We start from the raw sequence: 20,704 nt of genomic DNA, 5'->3' as shown, positions 1-20,704 counted from the left end.
TAGCACCACCGAACAAGGGGGCGGCGCGCCCGTGCGCCGTCCCTCCATAACAGGGAGGCAACAATGAGCGACGCCGCTCCGACAGATACAGACGAACGGGTCAAGAAGGAATCGTTCTTCTCCAAACTCATGAAGAAGCCGGAACTCGGCGCGATTGCGGGCGTGATCCTCGTCACCCTGTTTTTCCTGGCAACCGCGGACGAGGCCATGTTCAGCCTGTCCGGCATCATGAACTTCATGACGCCTGCCGCCCAGCTCGGCATTCTGGCCATCGGCGCCGCCATGCTGATGATCGGCGGCGAGTTCGACCTGTCCATCGGCTCCATGGTCGCCTTTGCCGGCCTGTTCTTCGCCGCCTGCGTCGTCACCTGGGGGCTGCCCCTGGTTCTGGCCATTCCCCTCACCTTTGTCTTTTCCGCCTGTGTCGGCGCCATCAACGGCACCATCGTGATCCGCTCGGGCCTGCCCTCCTTCATCGTCACCCTGGCCTTCCTGTTCATCCTGCGCGGGCTGTCTCTCGTCGGCCTGAAGTGGGTCACCGGCGGGGCCACCCAGCTGCGCGGTGTCCGCGATGCGGTCGAGGGCGACTGGCTTGCCCCGTTCTTTTCCGGCGACGCCTTCGGCGGCCTCTTCAACTGGCTCGCCACCAACGGCTTCGTCGACACCTTCAAGAGCGGCGCGCCCAAGGTTCCCGGCATTCCGGTCGAGATCCTCTGGTTCATCCTCATCGCGCTGATCGCGACCTATGTTCTTCTGCGCACGCCTGTCGGCAACTGGATCTTCGCTGCCGGCGGCGACAAGACCGCGGCCTCCAATTCCGGTGTTCCGGTGAACCGGGTCAAGATCTCCCTGTTCATGCTGACCGCCTGCTGCGCCGCCATGGTGGCCATCATCACCGTCATGGACGCCGGTTCCACCGACGCCCGCCGCGGCTTCCAGAAGGAGTTCGAGGCCATCATCGCGGCCGTGATCGGCGGCTGTCTCCTGACCGGGGGCTACGGCTCGGCCATCGGCGCCTTCTTCGGCTCCATCATTTTCGGCATGGTCGTCATCGGCCTGACCTACACCGATTTCGACCAGGACTGGTTCCAGGTCTTCCTCGGCTCCATGCTGCTCATCGCCGTTCTATTCAACAACGCGATCCGCAAGCGCGTCACGGGGGAGCGCTGACATGACCCAGGACAGCAAGTTCCATCACGGCGATGCGCCGGAGTTAGAACCCATCATTCACATGGTCGACATCGAGAAGCACTTCGGCAACATCATCGCCCTGGCCGGCGTCAGCTTCGACGTCAGGCCCGGCGAGTGCCACTGCCTGCTCGGCGACAACGGCGCGGGCAAGTCGACCTTCATCAAGACCATGTCCGGCGTGCACCGGCCCACCAAGGGCGAGATCTACTTCGAGGGCAAGCCGCTCAGCTTCGCCACCCCGCGCGATGCCATGGAGGCCGGCATTGCCACCGTGTTCCAGGATCTGGCCATGATCCCGCTGATGAGCGTGACCCGCAACTTCTTCATGGGGCGCGAGCCGACCAAGGGCCGCGGCCTGGCCAAGCGCTTCGACGTCACCCGTGCCAACGAGGTCACCATGGAGGAGATGCGCAAGATGGGCATCAACCTGCGTGGCCCCGACCAGGCGGTCGGAACCCTGTCGGGCGGCGAGCGCCAGACGGTCGCCATCGCCCGCGCGGTTTATTTCGGGGCAAGGGTCCTCATCCTCGACGAGCCAACCTCCGCCCTCGGCGTGCGCCAGACCTCCAACGTGCTGGCCACCATCGACAAGGTCCGCAAGCAGGGCGTCGGCGTCGTCTTCATCAGCCACAACGTCCGCCATGCCCTGGCCGTCGGCGACCGCTTCACCGTCCTCAACCGCGGAAAGACACTCGGGACCGCAAAACGCGGCGAGATAACACCCGAACAGCTCCAGGAACTCATGGCCGGCGGACAGGAAATGGCGCAACTCGAAGGATCCCTCGGAGGAACCGTATAGGAACGCCTCCCGCATCCGTTTCGACAAGGGGCCGCGGCACCGTCCACGGCCCTCCAAAACTGGAAGAGTGACGTGAAAAAGCTCGATGTCATCACCATCGGCCGGTCTTCGGTCGACCTTTACGGCGCACAGGTGGGCGGCCGGCTCGAGGACATGTCGTCCTTCAACAAATACATCGGCGGCTCGCCGACCAACATGGCGACCGGAACCGCGCGCCTTGGATTGAAATCCGCCGTGATCACCCGTGTCGGCGACGAACACATGGGGCGCTTCATACTCGAGGAGCTGGAACGCCACGGTGTGGAGACACGTGGTGTCGTCACCGACAAGGAGCGGCTTACCGCCCTCGTCCTCCTCGGCATTCGTGACCAGGAACAGTTTCCGCTGATTTTCTACCGTGAGAACTGCGCCGACATGGCGCTCAGTGAAGACGATATCGATCCGGACTTCATTGCCACCGCGAAGGCCGTCGTTGCGACCGGAACGCACCTGAGCCATCCGCAGACGGAAGCAGCCGTGATCAAGGCTCTGAAGCTGGCGCGTGCAAATGGCGACCGCACTGCGCTTGATATCGACTACCGTCCCAACCTCTGGGGACTGTCCGGCCACGGCGACGGCGAAAACCGGTTCATCGCATCGGCAAAGGTTACTGAGAAGCTGCAGTCGACCCTGAACCTGTTCGATCTCATCGTCGGAACGGAAGAGGAATTTCATATAGCGGGCGGGTCGACAGACACCGTCGAAGCACTCAGGAATGTGCGCAAGGTGTCCGGCGCAACGCTGGTCTGCAAACGCGGTCCCATGGGCGCATCCGCATTCGAAGGCGAGATCCCCGGCAGTCTTGATGATGGTATCTCCGGTCCGGGCTTCCCGATCGAGGTCTTCAATGTCCTCGGCGCGGGCGACGGTTTCATGTCCGGCCTGCTCAAGGGCTGGATCACCGGTGAGAACTGGGTGACCAGTCTCACCTACGCAAACGCCTGCGGTGCCTTCGCCGTGTCCCGGCACGGGTGCACGCCGGCCTATCCGAGCTGGGAAGAACTCCAGTTTTTCCTCAAGCGCGGCGTCAGGACAAAGGCTTTGCGCAAGGATCCGGAGCTGGAGCAGATCCACTGGTCGACAAACCGTCACTACATCCACGGCGGCGATTGGTCGACGATGCGGGTGTTTGCCTTCGACCACCGCATCCAGCTCGAACAGATGGCCGATGAGGCCGGCGTCACGCATGAGCACATCGGCTTTTTCAAGAACCTGTGCCTCGATGCTGCGCAGAAGGTGGCCGGCGGCAAGTCCGGATACGGCATCCTCTGCGACAGCCGTCTTGGCCAGGACGCGCTGTTTCGGGCGGCCGGAACCGGGCTCTGGATCGGGCATCCGGTTGAGTGGCCCGCCTCGCGCCCGCTGACCCTGGAACCGGAAATCGGTCCGGATTTCGGCGGCCTCGGTGAATGGCCGGCGGAGCATGTGGTCAAGGTGCTGTGTTTCTGCCACCCCGACGATGACGACCACATGAGAGCGCAACAGGAAGACGTCCTGACGCGGCTATTCGCAGCCTGCCGCCGCAACCGCCTGGAACTGCTGCTCGAGGTCATTCCATCCAAGGTCGGCCCGGTCAATGACGACACCACGACCCGGATCATCCGGCGCATCTACGAGATCGGCATCTACCCGGACTGGTGGAAGCTGGAACCGATGACCTCGCAGGAAGCCTGGTCGAAGGCCTGTGATGCCATTTCGGAAAACGATCCTTACACGCGCGGCATCGTGGTTCTTGGTCTTGACGCGCCGGAAGAGCAACTGGCCGGCAGCTTCGCCCAGGCTGCGCAGTTCCCTCTGGTCAAGGGATTTGCCATCGGCCGGACGATTTTTGGCGACGCGGCGCGTGGCTGGCTGTCCGGAAAAATCGGCAATGAAGAAGCGGTTGAAGACATGTCGAGCCGTTTCGAACGCCTGTGCCGGATCTGGGACAATGCCCGCGCAAACGCGCAACACAACGCCCAGCAGGGAGAACCGGCATGAAGACGATCCGCCTCACGGCCGCTCAGGCGTTGGTCCGCTACATCGCGGCCCAGATGAGCGAAGACGGAGAGCGTTTCATTGACGGAGTGTGGGCGATTTTCGGCCATGGCAATGTTGCCGGTCTCGGCGAGGCGCTGGAACAGGCCGGCAATCAGCTGCCGACGTGGCGCGGCCAGAACGAGCAGACCATGGCCCACACGGCCATCGCCTACGCAAAGGCAAAAAAGCGCCGGCGCGCCATGGCGGTGACATCGTCCATCGGTCCGGGCGCCACCAACATGGTGACGGCCGCGGCGCTTGCCCATGTGAACCGCCTGCCCGTACTCCTGATCCCGGGCGATGTCTTTGCCAACCGCGCCCCCGACCCGGTCTTGCAGCAGGTGGAGGATTTCGACGATGGCACTGTCTCGGCGAACGACTGCATCCGGCCGGTGTCGCGCTACTTCGACCGGATTGCCAGGCCCGAGCAACTGCTGACCGCGCTGCCGCGCGCCTTCCGCGTCCTGACCGACCCGGCCGCCTGCGGTCCCGCGACCCTGTCCTTCTGCCAGGACACCCAGGCCGAGGCCTTCGACTACCCGGAAAGCTTTTTCGATCCGAGGGTCTGGCGTATCCGCCGACCCGAACCCGACAGCCGCGACATCACCGATGTTGCTTCGCTGATCAGGTCCTCTACTGCGCCCGTCCTCGTCTGCGGCGGCGGCGTTGTTTATTCCGGGGCGGAGGAAACGCTTGCCGCTTTCGCCACCCGTCACGGCATCCCGATTATCGAAACGCAGGCGGGCAAGTCCGCCCTTGCCCAGGCGCACTCGATGAATTTCGGCGCGGCCGGTGTCGACGGAGCGGAAAGCGCGAACAAGCTGGCGGAAGCCGCCGATCTCGTGATCGGCATCGGCACGCGCTTTCAGGACTTCACCACCGGATCGTGGGCCCTTTTCAAGAATCCGGACCGGAAGCTGGTCTCCATCAACGTTCAGGGCTACGACGCGGACAAGCACGGCGCGATCGGCGTTGTCGGCGACGCAAAGGTGTGCCTGGAGCAACTGTCAGCTTCACTTGAAGACTACCAAGGCGGCGCTTTCGATCCGCAATCCCGCCTTGACTGGCTTGCCAAGGTCGACGCGCATTGCAGCGTCAGAACGGACGCCCCTGAGGGCTATCTGCCGCTTGACGCAGAGGTGATTGGGGCCGTCCAACGCACCGCGACGGACAAGACAATCGCGATGTGCGCAGCCGGCACCATGCCCGGTGCATTGAAACTTCTGTGGCAGGCGCCGCAGGGCGGCTATCACATGGAATACGGCTATTCCTGCATGGGTTACGAAATCGCCGGCGCCATGGGCATCAAGCTTGCCCAGCCGGATCGGGACGTGGTCTGCTTCGTCGGCGACGGCTCCTACATGATGGCCAATTCCGAGCTGGCAACCGCGGTCATGCGGCGCGTTCCCTTCACGGTGGTCCTGACCGACAACCGCGGCTTCGGCTGCATCAACCGGCTGCAGATGGGCACCGGCGGGGCCGAGTTCAACAATCTCTACCGGAGCAGCAATGTCGAGGTCCAGCCGGACATCGACTTCGTCGCCCACGCTGCGGCGATGGGCGCTCATGCGGTCAAGGCGAAGGACATTGCCGGCCTCGAAGCCGAGATCCTGGCGGCGCGCGACCGCGAAATCCCCTCGGTAATCGTGATCGACACCGACCCGATGCATGGTCCGGGCGAGGCCGGAGGCGGCCATTGGTGGGATGTCGCCGTGCCGGAAGTCTCTGCAAGGGAACAGGTGCAGGTTGCCCGCGAGGATTACGTCGCGGCTTTGAAGAACCAACGGGCGGCGGATTGAACGTTCTTGACCCACGGAATGTCCAGCCCGGCAATGACGGGAACAGACCAGACAAGAAAACCTTACAAGGAACGTGACAGGACGAATGCCATGATCCACTTCGGCGCAAACCCCATAGCCTGGGCCAATGACGACGATCAGACGCTCGGGGCGCACATCCCGACCGGACAGATCCTGTCCGAGGCAGCGGAAATCGGCTTTGACGGCATCGAGAACGGTCACCGCTGGCCGGACGATCCGGAGGACCTTAGGCAGCTTCTTGGAAGTCACGGTCTGAAATTCATTTCCGGCTGGTACTCACTCAATCTGCTGGCGCAGCCGGTCGAGGAGGAGAAGAAGGCGATCCAGCCGCATCTCGACAAGCTGAAGCACAACGGCTGCAAGGTCTGCATTGCCTGCGAAACCTCCAACACCATCCAGGGATCGGATGTCGACATCTCCACCAGCCCGGTACTGAGCGACAAAGAGATGAAGGCCTTTGGTGAAAAGGTCGAGGAACTGGCAGTCTTCTGCGCAGATCAGGGCATTGATCTCGTCTATCACCATCACATGGGCACGGTGGTCGAAACGCTCAAAGAAATCGATGCCTTCATGGCGGCGACCGGGCCAGCGACCAAGCTGCTTTTCGACGCCGGGCATTGTTACTTCGGCACCAAAGGTGAAGACCCGGCACCGGTCTTGAGGAAACACATCGGCAGGGTTGGCCACTTTCATGCCAAGAATGTGCGCCCCACCGTGATGAACGACATTCGCACGAACGGAAAATCCTTCATGGATGGTGTCAGGGCCGGTGTCTTCACCGTTCCGGGTGACGAGGAAGGCGGCATCGACTTTGCGCCCCTGCTTCGGATCCTCAAGGATGCGGACTACAAGGGCTGGATCGTCATTGAGGCCGAACAGGACCCTGAAGTCCACAATCCGTTCAAATATCAGAGCATGGGGCTGAAAACGCTCAAGGCTATCGCAAGCGAGTTGGATTTGAGATGAGCGATCTTCTGCGCAAACCGTCGGGAAGCGCCGGCAAGGTTCACGACATCACCGTTGAGAGCGCCAGGGGCCCCAAGTCCCCTGGCTGGGGATATGCCGGCTTTGGTCTTTACCGGCTGCGCGCCGGTGAAAGCGTTTCGGAAGCAACCGGTGATCTCGAAGTCATCCTGGTGATGGTCGAAGGCAAGGCAACTGTCGCCGCCGGTGGCAAGGATTTCGGTGAGCAGGGCGAGCGCATGAACGTGTTCGAGCAATTGCCACCGCACAGCGTCTATGTCCCGAACGGTACGGACTGGACGGCGACGGCAACGACCGACTGTACGATCGGTGTCTGCACGGCTCCCGGCAGAGGAGGGCATGAAGCGCGTGTCCTGCCCGTTCCGGAGAAGGTCACCCGCGGCAAGGGTGCGAACACCCGTTACATTTTCCCGATCGCCATGGAAGAGACGGACGTTGCCGACAGCCTGCTCGTGACGGAAGTGTTCACGCCGCAGGGAAACTGGTCGTCCTATCCGCCGCACCGGCATGACGAGGACAACTTCCCGGACATGACCTATCTGGAAGAGACCTACTATCACCGGCTCAATCCGGATCAGGGCTACGGTCATCAGCGCGTCTTCACCGAGGACGGTTCACTCGATGAGACCATTTCCATGAACAGCCACGACGTGGTTCTCGTCCCCAGGGGACACCATCCCTGCGGCGCGCCCTATGGTTATGAGATGTACTATCTCAACGTCATGGCCGGCCCCTTGCGCAAATGGCGCTTCAGGAACCACCCGGACCACGACTGGATCGCGCAACGGGATGCGTGAACGATTTCGGGCCGGGTGCTTTCCTGCAACGCGGCCCGTATCCGTCGCATTTCACCGCCTGTTGGCGTCACGTCCAACCGAACGCGACCTTGCCGCGGTTTCTCGAACGATCAGGCGGCATCCTCATGTCGGCTTTCCGCGTTCCGGGTCACGTCGCTCAGGAACTTCTCGACTTCTTCGGTAAGCTTGGCGCTCGCCTCCGAAACGAGATCGGACGCGGAGTTCACCGAACTCGCTTCGGCCGAGGTTTTCTGAACGACGCTGGCAACGGACGTCATGCTGGTTTCCGCTTCGCTGGTGCTGTCGCTGGCGGACTTGGCCGAGCGCGCGATTTCCTCGTTGGCGGACCGCTGTTCCTCGATCGCGCTGGCAACCGAATTGGTGAGATCCATGACGTCGGACACCTTGGTCGAGATGTTGCCGATCGCGTTGGCAGCATCCTTGACGGAGGTTTGAATTCCTGAGACCCGCCCCGAAATCTCGTCCGTTGCCTTGGACGTCTGTTCCGCCAGTTGCTTGACCTCCGAGGCGACAACCGCAAACCCCCTGCCAGCTTCCCCTGCCCGGGCAGCCTCGATGGTCGCGTTGAGTGCGAGCAGGTTGGTCTGCTCGGCGATGTCACGGATCAGGTTGACGACACTGCCAATATGTTCGGCTGTTTCGGACAATGTCTGGACATACTGGTTGGTCACCTCCGCCGCTTCCACGGTCTCGGTGACAATCCGGGTGGTGGCTTCCGTCTGGTTTGCTATTTCCTGTACGGATGCGGTCATTTCTTCCGTTGCCGCGGCAACCGCGGCAACATTTTCAGATGCATTCTTTGATGCGCTGCCTGCCGCATGCGTCTCCGTGGAGGCACTGTTGGCCAATCCATCGAGCGTTGTTGCCGACCGCTGCATCAGGTGCATCTGGTCGGACACGGTTGCCAGCCGCTCCGAAATCGCGACCTTGAAGTCGCTGATCAGGCCGTCCAGCAGCACTTGCCGGTCACGTTCTCTCAGTTGGTCTCCCTGTGCCTGCTCCTCAAGCTCGGACCGCTGGATTGCATTTGTCTTGAAAACGGCGACGGCTCTGCTCATGTCGCCGATCTCATCGCTCCGCTCTGCGCCTTCCACATCCACGTTGACGTCTCCTGCAGCCAGACGGTTCATGGATGAGACAAGGCGTTCAATCGGAGACGTGATCATGCGCGCGGCGAAAAATCCGGCAATGGCCGCAATCGCCAGCAGGACCACACCTACCAGCAGCATCCGGTTACGCATGGCAACCACCGGAGCGTTGGCTTCCGCGTAGGATTGCATGGCCAGGAGAATGAAGTCATTGCCCTGATAGTCGAACTTCAGGGCCTCGACGTCCATCAGTTCACCCCGATGCAGGTCGGCATATCCAAACGCACTTCCGGCAGTCTTGGCTTCTTCGACGACCGGCGCCTCGATCCTGGTCGCCAGAATGTCGTTCACCCCCGGGGTGCTGTCAGTGTCATTGCGCATCAGGCCGTCGTCGCCGATAAGCACAAGTTCACCGGTTTCGCCAAGACCGAGATCGTTCTTCATCAACTGGTTGATCTTGTCGACAGGCATCTGGAACGCAAGAACACCGAGCGTGTTGTTTTCTCCGTCGATGACGGGATGGGCCATGAAACTGGCGGGCGCATCAAAACTCGGTCCGTAGGGGGCAAAATCTTCGAACGCAACTTCGCTGTGCGAGGTTATGGCCATCGCCTTGCGATATACCTCTCCAAGATCGGAAGACGCCCATTCACCTCCGCCCGCGCGAAAATTGGTCGCGTAGTCCAGTTCCTTGAAAACCGAATAGATCAGGTTGCCTTCCGTGTCGAATAGGAACACATCGTAGTAGCCCTCATCCTGCTGCAGCTTGTGAAACCAGGGATGGTACTTGCCGTGGACCGCGTCGTATGCCGTACCGGTCTCGGCATGATAGAGCTTGTCCTTTTCACCGGTCGGGTGCGGATTGTCGGTTATGTAGGCTTTCTGGAGACTTGCCTGCATGTCCGCGCCGTCTTGCGCCATCTCCTGCCAGGCATCCGCAAACTCGGAGACGGCTGAAGCCGTTCCAGGGTTCTCGGCTATCAGAACAAGCTGATGCTCGATTGTCTCGAGATAGGCATGAATCTCGTGAGACCCGATTTCCGCAGCCGCCCGAAGGCGCTGTATGGTCAACTCTTCGATGCTGCTCACCGACGTGAAGTAGCTGGCGACCCCGATGCCAATGCCCACAACGGCGGCAGCCCCAACCAGGAGCGCAGGAATTTTCTTCGAAAGACGCATATGGGAGAGCATAAAAACCTCGCAAGGAAACAGAAGCCCACAATACGGTGCGCGCAGCGGCGGAAACTTACAGGTCTGGAGACTTCTTAATTCAATTACCTGAAACTATTATCCGGTGTCAGTTGGAAGGAATGGTTAATGAATTTTTCCGGACACGGCTCAAGCATGACATTTTGCGACAATTTCTTTACAAACTGACCCAAATGAAGTTGGCCATTATACTAAGGTCGAAAAGGAATAAGCGCCGAATCTGCGAATGCAGACTCTCGCTAATCTCGTGAACAACATCGTATTTTGCTTAAGGGAATTCTGAAGACCGGGGAGACAATACTTGCGGAGCGCCCTGGGATGCGTGGTTTTTTCTCAACCGGCACAAACAGGTCGAACCAGTCCGGAAACCGGACTGGTTCGTGTTTGAAAGCTTCGCGGACAGGTATTCCTATCCGCGAAGTCGTGTAGAAATCAGGTGAACTTCTTGATTTCGTTGCTCTTCAGCCGGGACAGGTAGCTTTCCAGCTCCCGCTTGACGATCGGCATGAGCGCGTAGAGCGCCACGATGTTGACAACCGCCATGGCAAAGATCGCCGCGTCGGAGAAGTCAATCACCGGTCCAAGGCTGGCGGCTGCGCCGATCACGACGAAGATGCAGAAGATGACCTTGAAGATCAGTTCCTTGGTCTTGCCCTCGCCGAACAGGAAGGTCCACGCCTTCAGGCCGTAATAGGACCAGCTGATCATCGTGGAGAAGGCAAACAGCACCACCGCGATGGCCAGCACGTACTGGAACCATCCGAACGCCGACGAGAAGGCCGCGGACGTCAGGGCGACACCTGAATTCCCGTCAACCGTCTGGATCGCGGAACCACCCTCGTTGAGCAGGTAGAGTCCGGTTTCCGGATCTGAAACGAGCTGCCCCGTGATGATGATGACAAGCGCGGTCATGGTGCAGATCACGACTGTGTCGATGAACGGCTCCAGAAGCGACACGAAACCTTCTGTGATCGGTTCCTTCGTCCGCACGGCCGAGTGCGCGATCGCGGCTGAACCGACACCGGCCTCGTTGGAGAATGCCGCCCGCTTGAAGCCCTGGATAAGCGCACCGACAAAACCGCCGGCAACTCCGAGACCGGTGAAGGCGCCTTCGAAGATCTGGCCGAAAGCCCAGCCGATCTTGTCCGCATGCATCAGCAGGATGACGAGAGCTGTCAGGACATAAAGAACACCCATGAACGGAACGACCTTTTCCGTGACCGAAGCGATCGATTTCAGACCACCGACGATCACCGCAAACACGATGGCCGCGAAGATGAGACCGGTGATCCAGCCCGGATAGTCGCCGACCACATTGGCGATCTGCGCATGCGCCTGGTTGGCCTGGAACATGTTACCGCCGCCAAGCGCGCCCAGGATGCAGAATATCGCGAACATCACCGCAAGGATCTTGCCGGCGGGCAGCCCGCGCTCCTCGAACCCCTTGGTCATGTAGTACATCGGACCACCGGAAACCGTGCCGTCCGGATATTCGTTCCGGTATTTCACGCCAAGGGTACACTCGGTAAACTTGGAGGCCATGCCCATGAGCCCGGCAAGGATCATCCAGAAGGTCGCGCCCGGTCCGCCGATGCCCACGGCAACCGCCACGCCGGCAATGTTGCCGAGGCCGACGGTACCCGAAAGGGCTGTTGCAAGTGCCTGAAAATGGCTGACCTCACCGGCGTCTTCCGGATCCGAATAGTCACCGCGAACGAGCGCGATGGAATGCGGAAACGCACGAAACTGGATGAAGCCGAAATAGATCGTGAAGACGGTCGCCGCAACGACCAGCCAGCCGACGATCCATGGAAACGACGTTCCCGGAAACGGGCTGAAGATGAAGCTGACGAACCAGCCTGTTGAATTTGCGAACAGCGTGTTGACCTGTTCGTCGATGGATTGCGCCATTGCCGGCACCGTGCAGGCAAGGACAATGGATGCGGCAAGAGCCGCCGAGAAGGATTTTTTCATTTTTCTGAGCCCCTGGAAATCTTATGGAACGATGGTCACCGGCACCGGTGAAGCCTGCGCAAGGCTGCCCGCGACGGATCCAAAGACCCGGGTGGAAAGCTGCGAATGCCCGGTCCGGCCAATCACGATCTGCTCGACACCGTCCGAGTCGGCAATCTTGATCAGCGTTTCGGCGATGTGCCCGTAACGAAGTTCGGATGTGGCTTCCATGCCGTCCTTGGAAAGCTTTTGCATCACGGGATCGAGCACGGCCTTGTGCGCACGCTCAAGCTCTTCGGTCCTGCGCGCGTGCCGCTCTTCGATTTCGTTGGGCGTCAGGAATGTGTAGGGCGACCATTCAAGTACATGTGCAATCACAAGCCCCGCTTGACTGGCCTTTGCCAAGTTGACAGCGAAATCGACCGCGTTGTCCGATGCGCCGCTGCCGTCGTAACCGACGACTATTTTCTTGTTCATATAGGTTCCCCTTTTCAACGGCCCCATGCCGCAGAGGAAACGTTATCCCACGTTGCAAAGGAAAGGTTCTCATTTTTCAATTGAATTCAGAAATTTTCTCAATAATTATCGAAAAATCATAAATTTTTCGGAATTATTACGATGGATAGGCTTGATCAGAAAATACTTTCGATTTTGCAGAAAAACAGCCGCATTTCGATGGCGCGTCTGTCCGAACAGGTCGGGTTGTCCCTGTCGGCGTGCCACCGGCGGGTCAAACTTCTGGAATCGAGCGGGATTATCGAGGCCTATACGGTTCGCCTGGACCGGGCTTCGCTGAACCTGGAAATGCAGGTCTTCATCGAGGTGAAACTGACCAGTCCGCGAAAGGAGGACGCGCTGGCGTTCGAAGACGAGATCGCGCGCATGCCGGAGGTTCTGGAATGTCACCTGATTTCGGGTGAATTCGACTATCTGATACGGCTGATGACCAAGAACACGGCGGCTTACGAGAAGCTCTACAGGGGCCGGCTGTCACAGATTCCGTCCGTCGCGCAGATGAAAACGCTCCTAAGCCTCAGCACGGTCAAGGAATTCGAAGGCCTCAATCTGGAGGAGGTCTCTGTCACCCCGGCAGACACCCCTGCCCACTGACAAGCGTCAGGCCGGTTCGAAGCAGTCCACCAGTGCGCCGCGATTCTGGATCACCGTTCCGGCGAGCCGGGCGCCCGCATCGACGCTTGTCGCGATGTTGCCGCTGACAAGGTACTCTGCCAGAAACGCGGCATTGAAACTGTCCCCGGCAGCGGTCGTGTCGACGATGTTCGCGACCGGCTTGGGTTGAAACGCCTCCCGGTTTTCCCTGGAGGCGCAGATGACTTCTTCCGGGCCGTTCTTGACCACAACCATGTCCGCACCGGCGGCAAGGTAGCGGCCAGCACTCGCGTCTGCCGTCGGATCCCCGAAATGTGCCAGTTCGTCCTCAAAGGATGGCATGACAAAGTCGCACAGACCGGCAGCCTCGGTAACGCAGGCACGCATCGTGTCTTCCGTTTCCCACAGACGCGGACGCAAATTTGGATCGAACGCTGTTTTCGCACCGCGCGCACGGGCCGCTTTCAGGGCACTGAAGAAGGTGTCCCTGTCCCGTTCGGGCAGAATTGCAAGCGTGATGCCGCTGAAATAGATCAGCGCGGCGTCGGCGACGGCCGTCTGCAAGTGATCGATGTCGGCGGCGAGCTGCCGGGCAGCGGCCTGGGACCGCCAATAGGCAAAGCTGCGCTCCCCGTTCTTCAGCTGGATCATGTAAAGTCCGACGGTCCTGTCGTCCAGGCGCCGCACCGGCCCGACATCGATGCCGGACTGCGTCAGGAAATCCAGCATCTGCTCCGAAACCTGGTCGCGGCCAACCGCCGTGCAGTAGCCGACATTCCAGTCCGACGGCAGGCATTTGCGCGCATACCAGGCCGTATTCAGCGTGTCACCGGCAAAACCCATGGAAAACGTGCCTTGACCGGTCGGCGCCATCTCGACCATGCACTCGCCAGCCGCAAGAAATGTTTTGGACACAGGTTTCCTCCCAGAAAACTGCAGGGGACAGCAATGCCAAAAGCCGCTGTTTTCTGCAATTTAAATCCATTTAAATTCGCTTTTAGTTAATAGCATGAATGCTGCGCCCGTCAATCATCCTATCGATTGAATTCGTCAGCTGGCCGGTGGCACCACCCGCATTCAAAACCCGCCTTCGCGCAAAAATTTCCGAAGATCCGGCCGATTGACGCCAGGAATTTCTATTTGATGCCTGCGCGCATGAAGCTCTGGACAAACTGCCTCTGGAACAAAAGAAACGCGATCAGAAGCGGTCCGGAGGTCATCAGCGTCGCCGCGTTGATCACGGACCACTCAATGCCGCTGTCGATGGCCGAGAAGATGCTCAGGCCAACCGTGACGGGTCGGGTCTCGACCGAATTGGTCACGATCAGTGGCCACAGGAAATTGTTCCAGTGGTGGCTGACAGACACCAGCCCATAGGCGAGATAGGTCGGCTTGGCGAGCGGGATGTACACTTTCCAGAGCACACCCAGGACGGAGGCACCTTCAATGCGGGCCGCCTCATCCAGTTCCTTCGGGATCGTCATGAAGGTTTGCCGCAAGAGGAAGATACCGAAACCCGAGGCGACGTAGGGCAAGGCAATCGCGGGAATGGTGTCAACAAGATCGAGGAGCCGCATGGTCTTGTAGTTCTCGACCATCAGGATGTCCGGCATCACCAGCAGCTGAAGCAGCACCAGTGCGAACAGGACGTTGCGTCCCGGAAACTCGAACCGGGCAAACGCAAAGGCCGCCAATGTGCACAGGAAGAACTGTCCCGCCAGGATCATGGTCACCAGAATGAACGTATTCAGAAAGTAGCGGGCAAAGGGTGCCGCATCCCAGGCCTTTGCAAAATTCTCAAGTGTCAGGGGTGCAAACAGTTCAAAACGCGCCTCATATGCCGCCGGATGAAACGCGGTCCAGACCGCATAGGCGAGCGGCAGGACCCAGAGCAGCGCCAGGGCCCAGGCGGCAACCGTGTTGAGCAGGCGGTCGAACATGTCGGAAGGGCCGTTCATTTGTAGTGCACCTTCCGGTCGAAGAAGAAGAACTGGCCGATCGCAAGCAGAGACAACAGGATCAGGAGGGCGACCGTCAGCGTCGCACCGTAAGCCGTCTCCCAGAAGCGGAACGCGACTTCATAAATGTAGAAGAGCAGCAGCGCCGAGGCATTGTCCGGACCGCCATCCGTCAGGATGAAGATATGATCCACAAGCCGGAACGAGTTGATGACGGCATTCACGCAGACAAACAGCGTCGTCGGCATCAGCAGGGGGAACGTGATGCGCCAGAAAATCGTCCAACGCCCTGCCCCTTCGATCTGCGCCGCCTCCTTCAAGGAGACAGGGATCGCCTGCAGGGCCGCCAGATAGAAAATCATGAAGAAGCCGGCTTCCTTCCAAACGGTCACCACGATGATCGCATTGAGCGCTGTTTCGGGATTGCCCAGATAGTTGCTTGCAGGCCATCCGAACAGGAACCCGGTGATCTGGTCGAACAGCCCGAAACCGGGTGTATAGAAGAACAGCCAGATATTGGCGACGGCGATCAGTGGCAGGACAGTTGGGGTGAAATAGGCCATGCGCACGAAGCTGCGCCCCGCCAGCTTGTCGTTGACCCACAGCGCCATGACGATCGCCAGCGCGACGGAAGCCGGGATCGTGCCGAGCGCGAACCAGAGATTGTTCCACAGCACTTTCCAGAACACAGGGTCGTTGATCATGCGGTCGTAATTGTCGAGGCCGATGAATTTCGCCGACCGGCGACCGCGCGGCGTTGAAAAGAAACTGTTGATCAGGGTCGTGACCGCGGGGATGTGGGTGAAGGCGAACAGAAACACCAGCGCCGGCAGCAGCAGCAGCCAGCCATGGATCCAGTCCCGCTTCAGTTTCATGTCCCGCATCGTCGTCCCAGTCCGAACGTTGAAATCAGTCACTTGCTAGCGGAGCGCCTCAGTGAGGTGGCGCTCCGCCTTGAAAGGTTCCTAGCGATACTCGGCCAGAATCTTGTCCGCCTGTTCCTGCGCTTCCTTCAGCGCGGTGGCAGGGTCCTTCTGTCCGGTGATCGCGGATGCCAGGGCGTCGTTGAAAATGCCGGTAATGCGCTGGTTCTGGAAGGTGGACAGTTCCGCCTTCGCAAATTCCAGCTGGTCGCGGGCAACCAGGGCCGGAGCGAAGTCGGCCGTATAGGCTTTCATCGTTTCCGTGTCCCAGGTCTCTGCACGCGGAGCGACATAGCCGGTCGCGATGGTCCACTTCGCGGCCTGTTCCGGCGCAGTGATCCACTTGACGAATTCAACCGCGGCCTTGGACTGCTCATCGGAAGCACCCTTGAACAGGTAGAAGTTTCCGCCGCCCGTCGGTGCGCCGCGGGTTGCCTTGGCCGGCAGCATGGCGACGCCGAAGTCGAACGGTGCGTTGTTGCGCACATTTGTCAGGTTGCCGGTGGACGTCCACATCATGGCCGTCTGACCTTCGAAGAAGGCTTTCGGCGTCGCGCCCCACTCGATGATACCGGGCGCCATGACTTCGTCTTTCGTGCTCAGATCAACCAGGTACTGAAGCGCTTCGACCACTTTCGGATCGTCAAAGTTGGTCTTGTTTCCATCCGCATTGGCCAGGATCGCACCATTCTGGATGGCCAGGCCCTGGAACAGCCAGTACGGAAAACCGGACGAGGGAATGCGGACGCCCCACTGGGTGACCTTGCCGCTGGCGTCCTTCTTGGTCAGCTTCTTGCCGAATTCGACCATTTCGTCCCATGTTTCAGGAGCGACATCCGGATCGAGACCGGCTTCCTTGAAAGCTTCCTTGTTCCAGTAGAGCACCGGCGTGGAGCGCTGGAACGGAATGCCATAGGTCTTGCCACCGGTCTGGCTGTTCTCCATGAAAGCAGGGTAGAAACCCTCGATCCATGTCTTGCCTTCGTCGCCCGAGAGATAGTCGTCGAACGGCACGATCAGGTCTTCGTCGATCAGCGTGAACATGTCGACAGACAGGATCACGGAAAGCTGGGGCGGGTTGCCGCCGCGCGATGCCGTGATCGCCTTGGCAACCGTGTCCTGGTAGGAGCCGGCGTAGACAGCGTCGATGTTCACATCCGGATTCTGAGCGACATATTCATTCGTCAGCTCCTGGATGGTTTCAGCGGCCGTGCCGCCAACGGCGACCGGGAAATAGAACTGCAGGTCAACAGCCTGAGCGGACGCCCAGGTGCTGAACGTAAGAGCCGTTGCCGCAACGGCTTTCAGGAAAGTGGACTTCAACATCTCAATACTTCCTAAGGTTTGAACATCCGCAACATTGCGGCTGATCTACGCAGGCGCGCGCAGTCGGTCAGGAACGCAGCAGCGTTCCGAATTCGGTCACAAGGTCGTCCCGCCGACGGCCTGTATCGGCGTCGAAAACGTGAAGGGCATCGGGTTCAAATCCGAGCTGTATCGATTGCCCCGGTGCAACCCGCCGGTTTGTCGGCAGCCGCACCTGAAAGGAGGTTTCTGCAACGACACAATCCGCCAGAATGTCGGCACCCAGATACTCCACGGCCCGGATATCGGCCGTGACGGGACCATCTTCTGCGAGATGCATCGCTTCGGGCCGGATGCCGAGCTGGAAATCCGGCGCAGTCGACAGTTTCTTGAAGGCGTTGGCCGGGAAAAGGTTCATCGGCGGCGTTCCGATGAACTTGGCGGCGAAAGGGCTTGCCGGCCTCTCGTAGAGCTCACGCGGCTCCGCGGCCTGTTCCAGCTGGCCCTCGTTCAGAAGCACGACCTGGTCGGCCATGGTGATCGCCTCCACCTGATCATGCGTGACATAGACCATGGTGAAACCGAGCTGTTGCTGAAGTGACCTGATCTCAAGACGCATTTCGTGCCTGAGCTTGGCATCAAGGTTGGAAAGCGGCTCATCCATCAGGCAGATCGGTTTCTCGCCGATGATCGCTCGGCCCAGCGCAACACGCTGCTGCTGTCCGCCCGAGAGCTGCCCCGGCTTGCGCTCAAGCAGCAGTGACAGGCCCAGGAGATCGGCGACCCGCTTCAGGCGTTCATCGCGTTCGCCGCGGCTCACACGGCGCACCTTCAGTCCAAAGATAATGTTTTCGGCAACACTGAGATGTGGAAACAGGGCATAGGACTGAAACACCATCGAAAGATCGCGCTTGGAGGACGGCTTCCCGGTCACGTCATCCCCGCCGATCAGGATCCGGCCTGCGCTGACGATTTCCAGGCCTGCGATCATGCGCAGCGTGGTTGACTTGCCGCAGCCCGACGGACCGAGCAATGCCGTGAACGATCCGGCCGGCACCTCGATCGACAAGTCATCGACGGCGACCGACTCTCCCCAGGACCGCGAGACATGTTCAAGCGTGATCGGTTTGCCGGAGATCTCAAGGGCAGGTTTCGCCATCAGTCCGCGCCCTCCTGATCCGCTACATAGACATCCGTCCCGGAACCCCTGAGACTTTCAAGGAAGGCGCCGGGAACAGGACGATCGCAGAAAACGGCGTCGACATCCTTGAGATGTCCGCCCCGGACATGCGCGGTACGCCCGAATTTGCTGTGATCCAGTACCAGGCATGACGTGCGGCAATTCTTCAAAATGGATTGGCGTGCGGCAACTTCGTCTTCGTGAAAATCGAGCAGGGTCCCGTCCTCGTCGACGCCGGCAACACCGAATACGCCGACATCCACCTTGTAGTTGGAAAAGAAGTCCTGCGCCGCCGACCCCAGGATATCGCGGTCGCCATGCCTGAGGCGACCGCCCGCGATGGTCACCTGGAACGACGGATTGCTGGACGCGGTGAAGGCGACATTCAGGTTGTTCGTGAAAACCGCGAGCCCTTCGTGGCCCGCCAGTGCCTGCATCACGATCTCCGGTGTTGTCCCGATGGAAAATGCCAGCGACTGGTGGTTCTTTATCCGGTCTGAAACCAGCCTCGCAATCTGCTGCTTTTCGCGCAGATTGAGGATTTGCCTTGTCGAATAGTGGATGTTGGAGGCTGGGGCGGGCGGTTCGACGCCGCCATGCGTCCGGCGAAGCATACCGAGTTCGCAAAGGCCGTTGACGTCGCGGCGGATGGTCTGCGTTGTCACGTCGAAACGCTCGGCCAACTCCTCCACGGAGGCAAACCCGGCTTTCTGCACGAGATCGGCAATCTCGGCCTGGCGTTTGGAAATGTCTATTTGCCCCAAGGTGTGCATCTGTGTCCGTGCCCATTGCCCAAACCGGCCGGAACCGGCCAGATTTCGTTAGACGTCACTTGAACGGCGGCGAGGTGAACCGTTCCCGAAACATCATACACCATTTTCATATGAACATAATTCGACGTTCATATGAAAATGATATGACAAGAACGATCAGACGTGAAAATCGCGGAAAACGGCGCTCAATGGCAGGGGACGGAAGCGGCGCGGTACCGCAATCCCGTGAAACCAGCCTTCGGTCAGGTCACAGTGTGCCGGCAACAAGCGTGCTTCGGCAGTCTGCGGATCAAGGAAAGATGAACGGGAAATGGCCGGCAAACGGGATTTCCTTCACTGGCCACCATCCCGTGATGCATGCGTGGACGCGGTGCGCGCGCCGCCTGTGACAGACCGAAGCCGGCGCGACAATTTTAGCGGTACAGGAACGATCTGCCTTCGCTGTCGAAAAGGTGCAGCTTTTCCGGTACTGCCGTAAGTCGGATGGTCGTGCCTTTGTCGATCTTGTGAATGCCGGGAAGCTTGGCGATGAGAGCTTCTTCTCCGTTCTGCGACTTGAAATAGAGCACGGTCGTTTCTCCGAGCGCTTCAACAATCTCGACTTGTGCGGAAACGAGATAGTCGTCGCTTTCAGTCACCGTCAGATCCTCGGGGCGCACGCCGAGCTTGACGGCAGTTGCAATGTCGCCGTCTCGCGATTCAATGGGAACATCCGCGTGACCGCCATCGGCCATCTTGACGGAAGTCACCTTGCCGGTTGCCGTTACCTCAGCCGTGATCAGGTTCATGGCCGGCGACCCGATGAACTGTGCCACGAAGGTGTTGGCGGGACGTTCGTAGAGGTCAAGCGGCGCACCGAACTGTTCGACATCGCCGCCGTGCAGCACCACGATCCGGCTTGCAAGCGTCATCGCTTCCACCTGGTCGTGGGTGACGTAGATCATCGTGCTTTCCGGCATGCTTTCCTTGAGCTGCGCGATCTCGATCCTGGTGGCCACCCGCAGTGCCGCATCAAGATTGGAGAGCGGCTCGTCGAACAGGAATACCTTGGGGTCACGCACAATCGAGCGCCCGATGGCAACCCTCTGCCGCTGCCCGCCCGAAAGCGCTTTCGGCAACCGGTCGAGATACTGCGTCAGCTGAAGCGTTTCGGCTGCGCTCTTGACGGCGGCATCGATCTCTTCCTTCGACTTGTGCGCAAGTCTCAGGGCGAAGGCCATGTTGTCGTAGACCGTCATGTGCGGGTAGAGCGCATAGGACTGGAACACCATCGCGATTCCGCGCTGGGCCGGCGGTACGTCATTCACGATCACATCATCAATCTCGAGCGTACCGCCCGTGATCTTCTCAAGCCCGGCGATCATGCGAAGCAGCGTTGATTTTCCGCAGCCGGAGGGTCCGACGAACACGATCAGTTCGCCTTGCTCGATTTCAAGGTCGATGTTCCGCAGAACCTCGACTTCGCCATAAGACTTGCTGACATCTTTCAAGGACAAGGAGGTCATGCCGGCTGCTCCCCAATATGTTTCTTGTTC

The 20,704-nt window shown here is 59.8% G+C and carries 17 protein-coding genes; 7 read left to right on the top strand and 10 right to left on the bottom strand.

The window, feature by feature from the left end; genetic code table 11:
- The first annotated feature begins 63 nt into the window (after positions 1 to 63).
- From RDA78_RS12180 to iolB, 6 genes are all read left to right on the top strand, one after another.
- Complete coding sequence (locus RDA78_RS12180; RefSeq protein WP_434055571.1) at positions 64 to 1,170, top strand: ABC transporter permease; 1,107 nt, start codon at positions 64 to 66, stop codon at positions 1,168 to 1,170.
- 61 nt (positions 1,171 to 1,231) lie between these two features.
- Entirely contained in the window at positions 1,232 to 1,990 is a 759-nt protein-coding gene (locus RDA78_RS12175; RefSeq protein ID WP_434056141.1) for an ATP-binding cassette domain-containing protein, read from the top strand.
- Between the two features lie 72 nt (positions 1,991 to 2,062).
- The gene (locus RDA78_RS12170; protein WP_434055570.1) at positions 2,063 to 4,009 is read left to right on the top strand and encodes a bifunctional 5-dehydro-2-deoxygluconokinase/5-dehydro-2-deoxyphosphogluconate aldolase; all 1,947 of its coding nucleotides are present in this window, start codon (positions 2,063 to 2,065) and stop codon (positions 4,007 to 4,009) included.
- Complete coding sequence (iolD, locus tag RDA78_RS12165; RefSeq protein ID WP_434055569.1) at positions 4,006 to 5,847, top strand: 3D-(3,5/4)-trihydroxycyclohexane-1,2-dione acylhydrolase (decyclizing); 1,842 nt, start codon at positions 4,006 to 4,008, stop codon at positions 5,845 to 5,847. Before RDA78_RS12170 ends, iolD begins: the two co-directional genes overlap by 4 nt.
- Before the next feature lie 90 nt (positions 5,848 to 5,937).
- Complete coding sequence (gene iolE / locus RDA78_RS12160; protein WP_434056140.1) at positions 5,938 to 6,834, top strand: myo-inosose-2 dehydratase; 897 nt, start codon at positions 5,938 to 5,940, stop codon at positions 6,832 to 6,834.
- A complete protein-coding gene (iolB, locus tag RDA78_RS12155; RefSeq protein WP_434055568.1) occupies positions 6,831 to 7,649 on the top strand; it encodes a 5-deoxy-glucuronate isomerase in 819 nt (272 codons plus the stop codon). Before iolE ends, iolB begins: the two co-directional genes overlap by 4 nt.
- A gap of 110 nt (positions 7,650 to 7,759) precedes the next feature.
- Here iolB and RDA78_RS12150 read toward each other — a convergent pair whose 3' ends face one another.
- The 3 genes from RDA78_RS12150 to RDA78_RS12140 all read right to left on the bottom strand — a co-directional run bounded on the left by RDA78_RS12150 (position 7,760) and on the right by RDA78_RS12140 (position 12,397).
- Positions 7,760 to 9,949, bottom strand: a complete 2,190-nt coding sequence (locus RDA78_RS12150) for a methyl-accepting chemotaxis protein (RefSeq protein WP_434055567.1) — start codon at positions 9,947 to 9,949, stop codon at positions 7,760 to 7,762.
- A 450-nt stretch (positions 9,950 to 10,399) separates the two neighbouring features.
- Positions 10,400 to 11,941, bottom strand: coding sequence for an alanine/glycine:cation symporter family protein (locus tag RDA78_RS12145; RefSeq protein WP_434055566.1), 1,542 nt, complete (start codon positions 11,939 to 11,941; stop codon positions 10,400 to 10,402).
- A 21-nt stretch (positions 11,942 to 11,962) separates the two neighbouring features.
- Positions 11,963 to 12,397, bottom strand: coding sequence for a universal stress protein (locus RDA78_RS12140; RefSeq protein ID WP_434055565.1), 435 nt, complete (start codon positions 12,395 to 12,397; stop codon positions 11,963 to 11,965).
- Between the two features lie 141 nt (positions 12,398 to 12,538).
- On the opposite strand from RDA78_RS12140, the gene RDA78_RS12135 reads away from it, so the two are divergent.
- Positions 12,539 to 13,030, top strand: a complete 492-nt coding sequence (locus tag RDA78_RS12135; protein WP_434055564.1) for an Lrp/AsnC family transcriptional regulator — start codon at positions 12,539 to 12,541, stop codon at positions 13,028 to 13,030.
- 6 nt (positions 13,031 to 13,036) lie between these two features.
- On the opposite strand, the gene RDA78_RS12130 is transcribed toward RDA78_RS12135, so the two are convergent.
- The 7 genes from RDA78_RS12130 to RDA78_RS12100 all read right to left on the bottom strand — a co-directional run bounded on the left by RDA78_RS12130 (position 13,037) and on the right by RDA78_RS12100 (position 20,674).
- Positions 13,037 to 13,945 carry a sugar kinase gene (locus tag RDA78_RS12130; protein ID WP_434055563.1) on the bottom strand — a complete coding sequence of 303 codons (909 nt, stop codon included), beginning with the start codon at positions 13,943 to 13,945 and terminating at the stop codon, positions 13,037 to 13,039.
- Between the two features lie 221 nt (positions 13,946 to 14,166).
- A complete protein-coding gene (locus RDA78_RS12125; RefSeq protein ID WP_434055562.1) occupies positions 14,167 to 14,988 on the bottom strand; it encodes a carbohydrate ABC transporter permease in 822 nt (273 codons plus the stop codon).
- Positions 14,985 to 15,872, bottom strand: coding sequence for a carbohydrate ABC transporter permease (locus RDA78_RS12120; RefSeq protein ID WP_434055561.1), 888 nt, complete (start codon positions 15,870 to 15,872; stop codon positions 14,985 to 14,987). Before RDA78_RS12120 ends, RDA78_RS12125 begins: the two co-directional genes overlap by 4 nt.
- A gap of 81 nt (positions 15,873 to 15,953) precedes the next feature.
- Positions 15,954 to 17,237, bottom strand: a complete 1,284-nt coding sequence (locus RDA78_RS12115) for an ABC transporter substrate-binding protein (protein WP_434055560.1) — start codon at positions 17,235 to 17,237, stop codon at positions 15,954 to 15,956.
- A gap of 67 nt (positions 17,238 to 17,304) precedes the next feature.
- Positions 17,305 to 18,375: an ABC transporter ATP-binding protein gene (locus RDA78_RS12110; RefSeq protein ID WP_434055559.1), complete on the bottom strand. Its 1,071-nt coding sequence runs from the start codon at positions 18,373 to 18,375 to the stop codon at positions 17,305 to 17,307.
- Positions 18,375 to 19,169 carry a DeoR/GlpR family DNA-binding transcription regulator gene (locus tag RDA78_RS12105; protein WP_434055558.1) on the bottom strand — a complete coding sequence of 265 codons (795 nt, stop codon included), beginning with the start codon at positions 19,167 to 19,169 and terminating at the stop codon, positions 18,375 to 18,377. Before RDA78_RS12105 ends, RDA78_RS12110 begins: the two co-directional genes overlap by 1 nt.
- A gap of 413 nt (positions 19,170 to 19,582) precedes the next feature.
- Positions 19,583 to 20,674, bottom strand: a complete 1,092-nt coding sequence (locus RDA78_RS12100) for an ABC transporter ATP-binding protein (RefSeq protein ID WP_434055557.1) — start codon at positions 20,672 to 20,674, stop codon at positions 19,583 to 19,585.
- Positions 20,675 to 20,704: the final 30 nt, after the last annotated feature.

The organism is Roseibium sp., assembly GCF_051016195.1.
GTDB lineage: Bacteria > Pseudomonadota > Alphaproteobacteria > Rhizobiales > Stappiaceae > Roseibium.
The sequence above is the reverse complement of the archived record's forward strand: the minus strand, read 5'-3'. Positions and strand labels throughout refer to the sequence as shown.

Coding starts and splice junctions, on each gene's coding strand:
- RDA78_RS12150 (WP_434055567.1), bottom strand. CDS start 9,949: ATGCTCTCCCATATGCGTCTTTCGAAGAAAATTCCTGCGCTCCTGGTT.
- RDA78_RS12145 (WP_434055566.1), bottom strand. CDS start 11,941: ATGAAAAAATCCTTCTCGGCGGCTCTTGCCGCATCCATTGTCCTTGCC.
- RDA78_RS12110 (WP_434055559.1), bottom strand. CDS start 18,375: ATGGCGAAACCTGCCCTTGAGATCTCCGGCAAACCGATCACGCTTGAA.
- iolE (WP_434056140.1), top strand. CDS start 5,938: ATGATCCACTTCGGCGCAAACCCCATAGCCTGGGCCAATGACGACGAT.
- iolD (WP_434055569.1), top strand. CDS start 4,006: ATGAAGACGATCCGCCTCACGGCCGCTCAGGCGTTGGTCCGCTACATC.
- RDA78_RS12140 (WP_434055565.1), bottom strand. CDS start 12,397: ATGAACAAGAAAATAGTCGTCGGTTACGACGGCAGCGGCGCATCGGAC.
- RDA78_RS12100 (WP_434055557.1), bottom strand. CDS start 20,674: ATGACCTCCTTGTCCTTGAAAGATGTCAGCAAGTCTTATGGCGAAGTC.
- RDA78_RS12180 (WP_434055571.1), top strand. CDS start 64: ATGAGCGACGCCGCTCCGACAGATACAGACGAACGGGTCAAGAAGGAA.
- iolB (WP_434055568.1), top strand. CDS start 6,831: ATGAGCGATCTTCTGCGCAAACCGTCGGGAAGCGCCGGCAAGGTTCAC.
- RDA78_RS12125 (WP_434055562.1), bottom strand. CDS start 14,988: ATGAACGGCCCTTCCGACATGTTCGACCGCCTGCTCAACACGGTTGCC.
- RDA78_RS12135 (WP_434055564.1), top strand. CDS start 12,539: ATGGATAGGCTTGATCAGAAAATACTTTCGATTTTGCAGAAAAACAGC.
- RDA78_RS12115 (WP_434055560.1), bottom strand. CDS start 17,237: ATGTTGAAGTCCACTTTCCTGAAAGCCGTTGCGGCAACGGCTCTTACG.
- RDA78_RS12105 (WP_434055558.1), bottom strand. CDS start 19,169: ATGCACACCTTGGGGCAAATAGACATTTCCAAACGCCAGGCCGAGATT.
- RDA78_RS12175 (WP_434056141.1), top strand. CDS start 1,232: ATGGTCGACATCGAGAAGCACTTCGGCAACATCATCGCCCTGGCCGGC.
- RDA78_RS12120 (WP_434055561.1), bottom strand. CDS start 15,872: ATGCGGGACATGAAACTGAAGCGGGACTGGATCCATGGCTGGCTGCTG.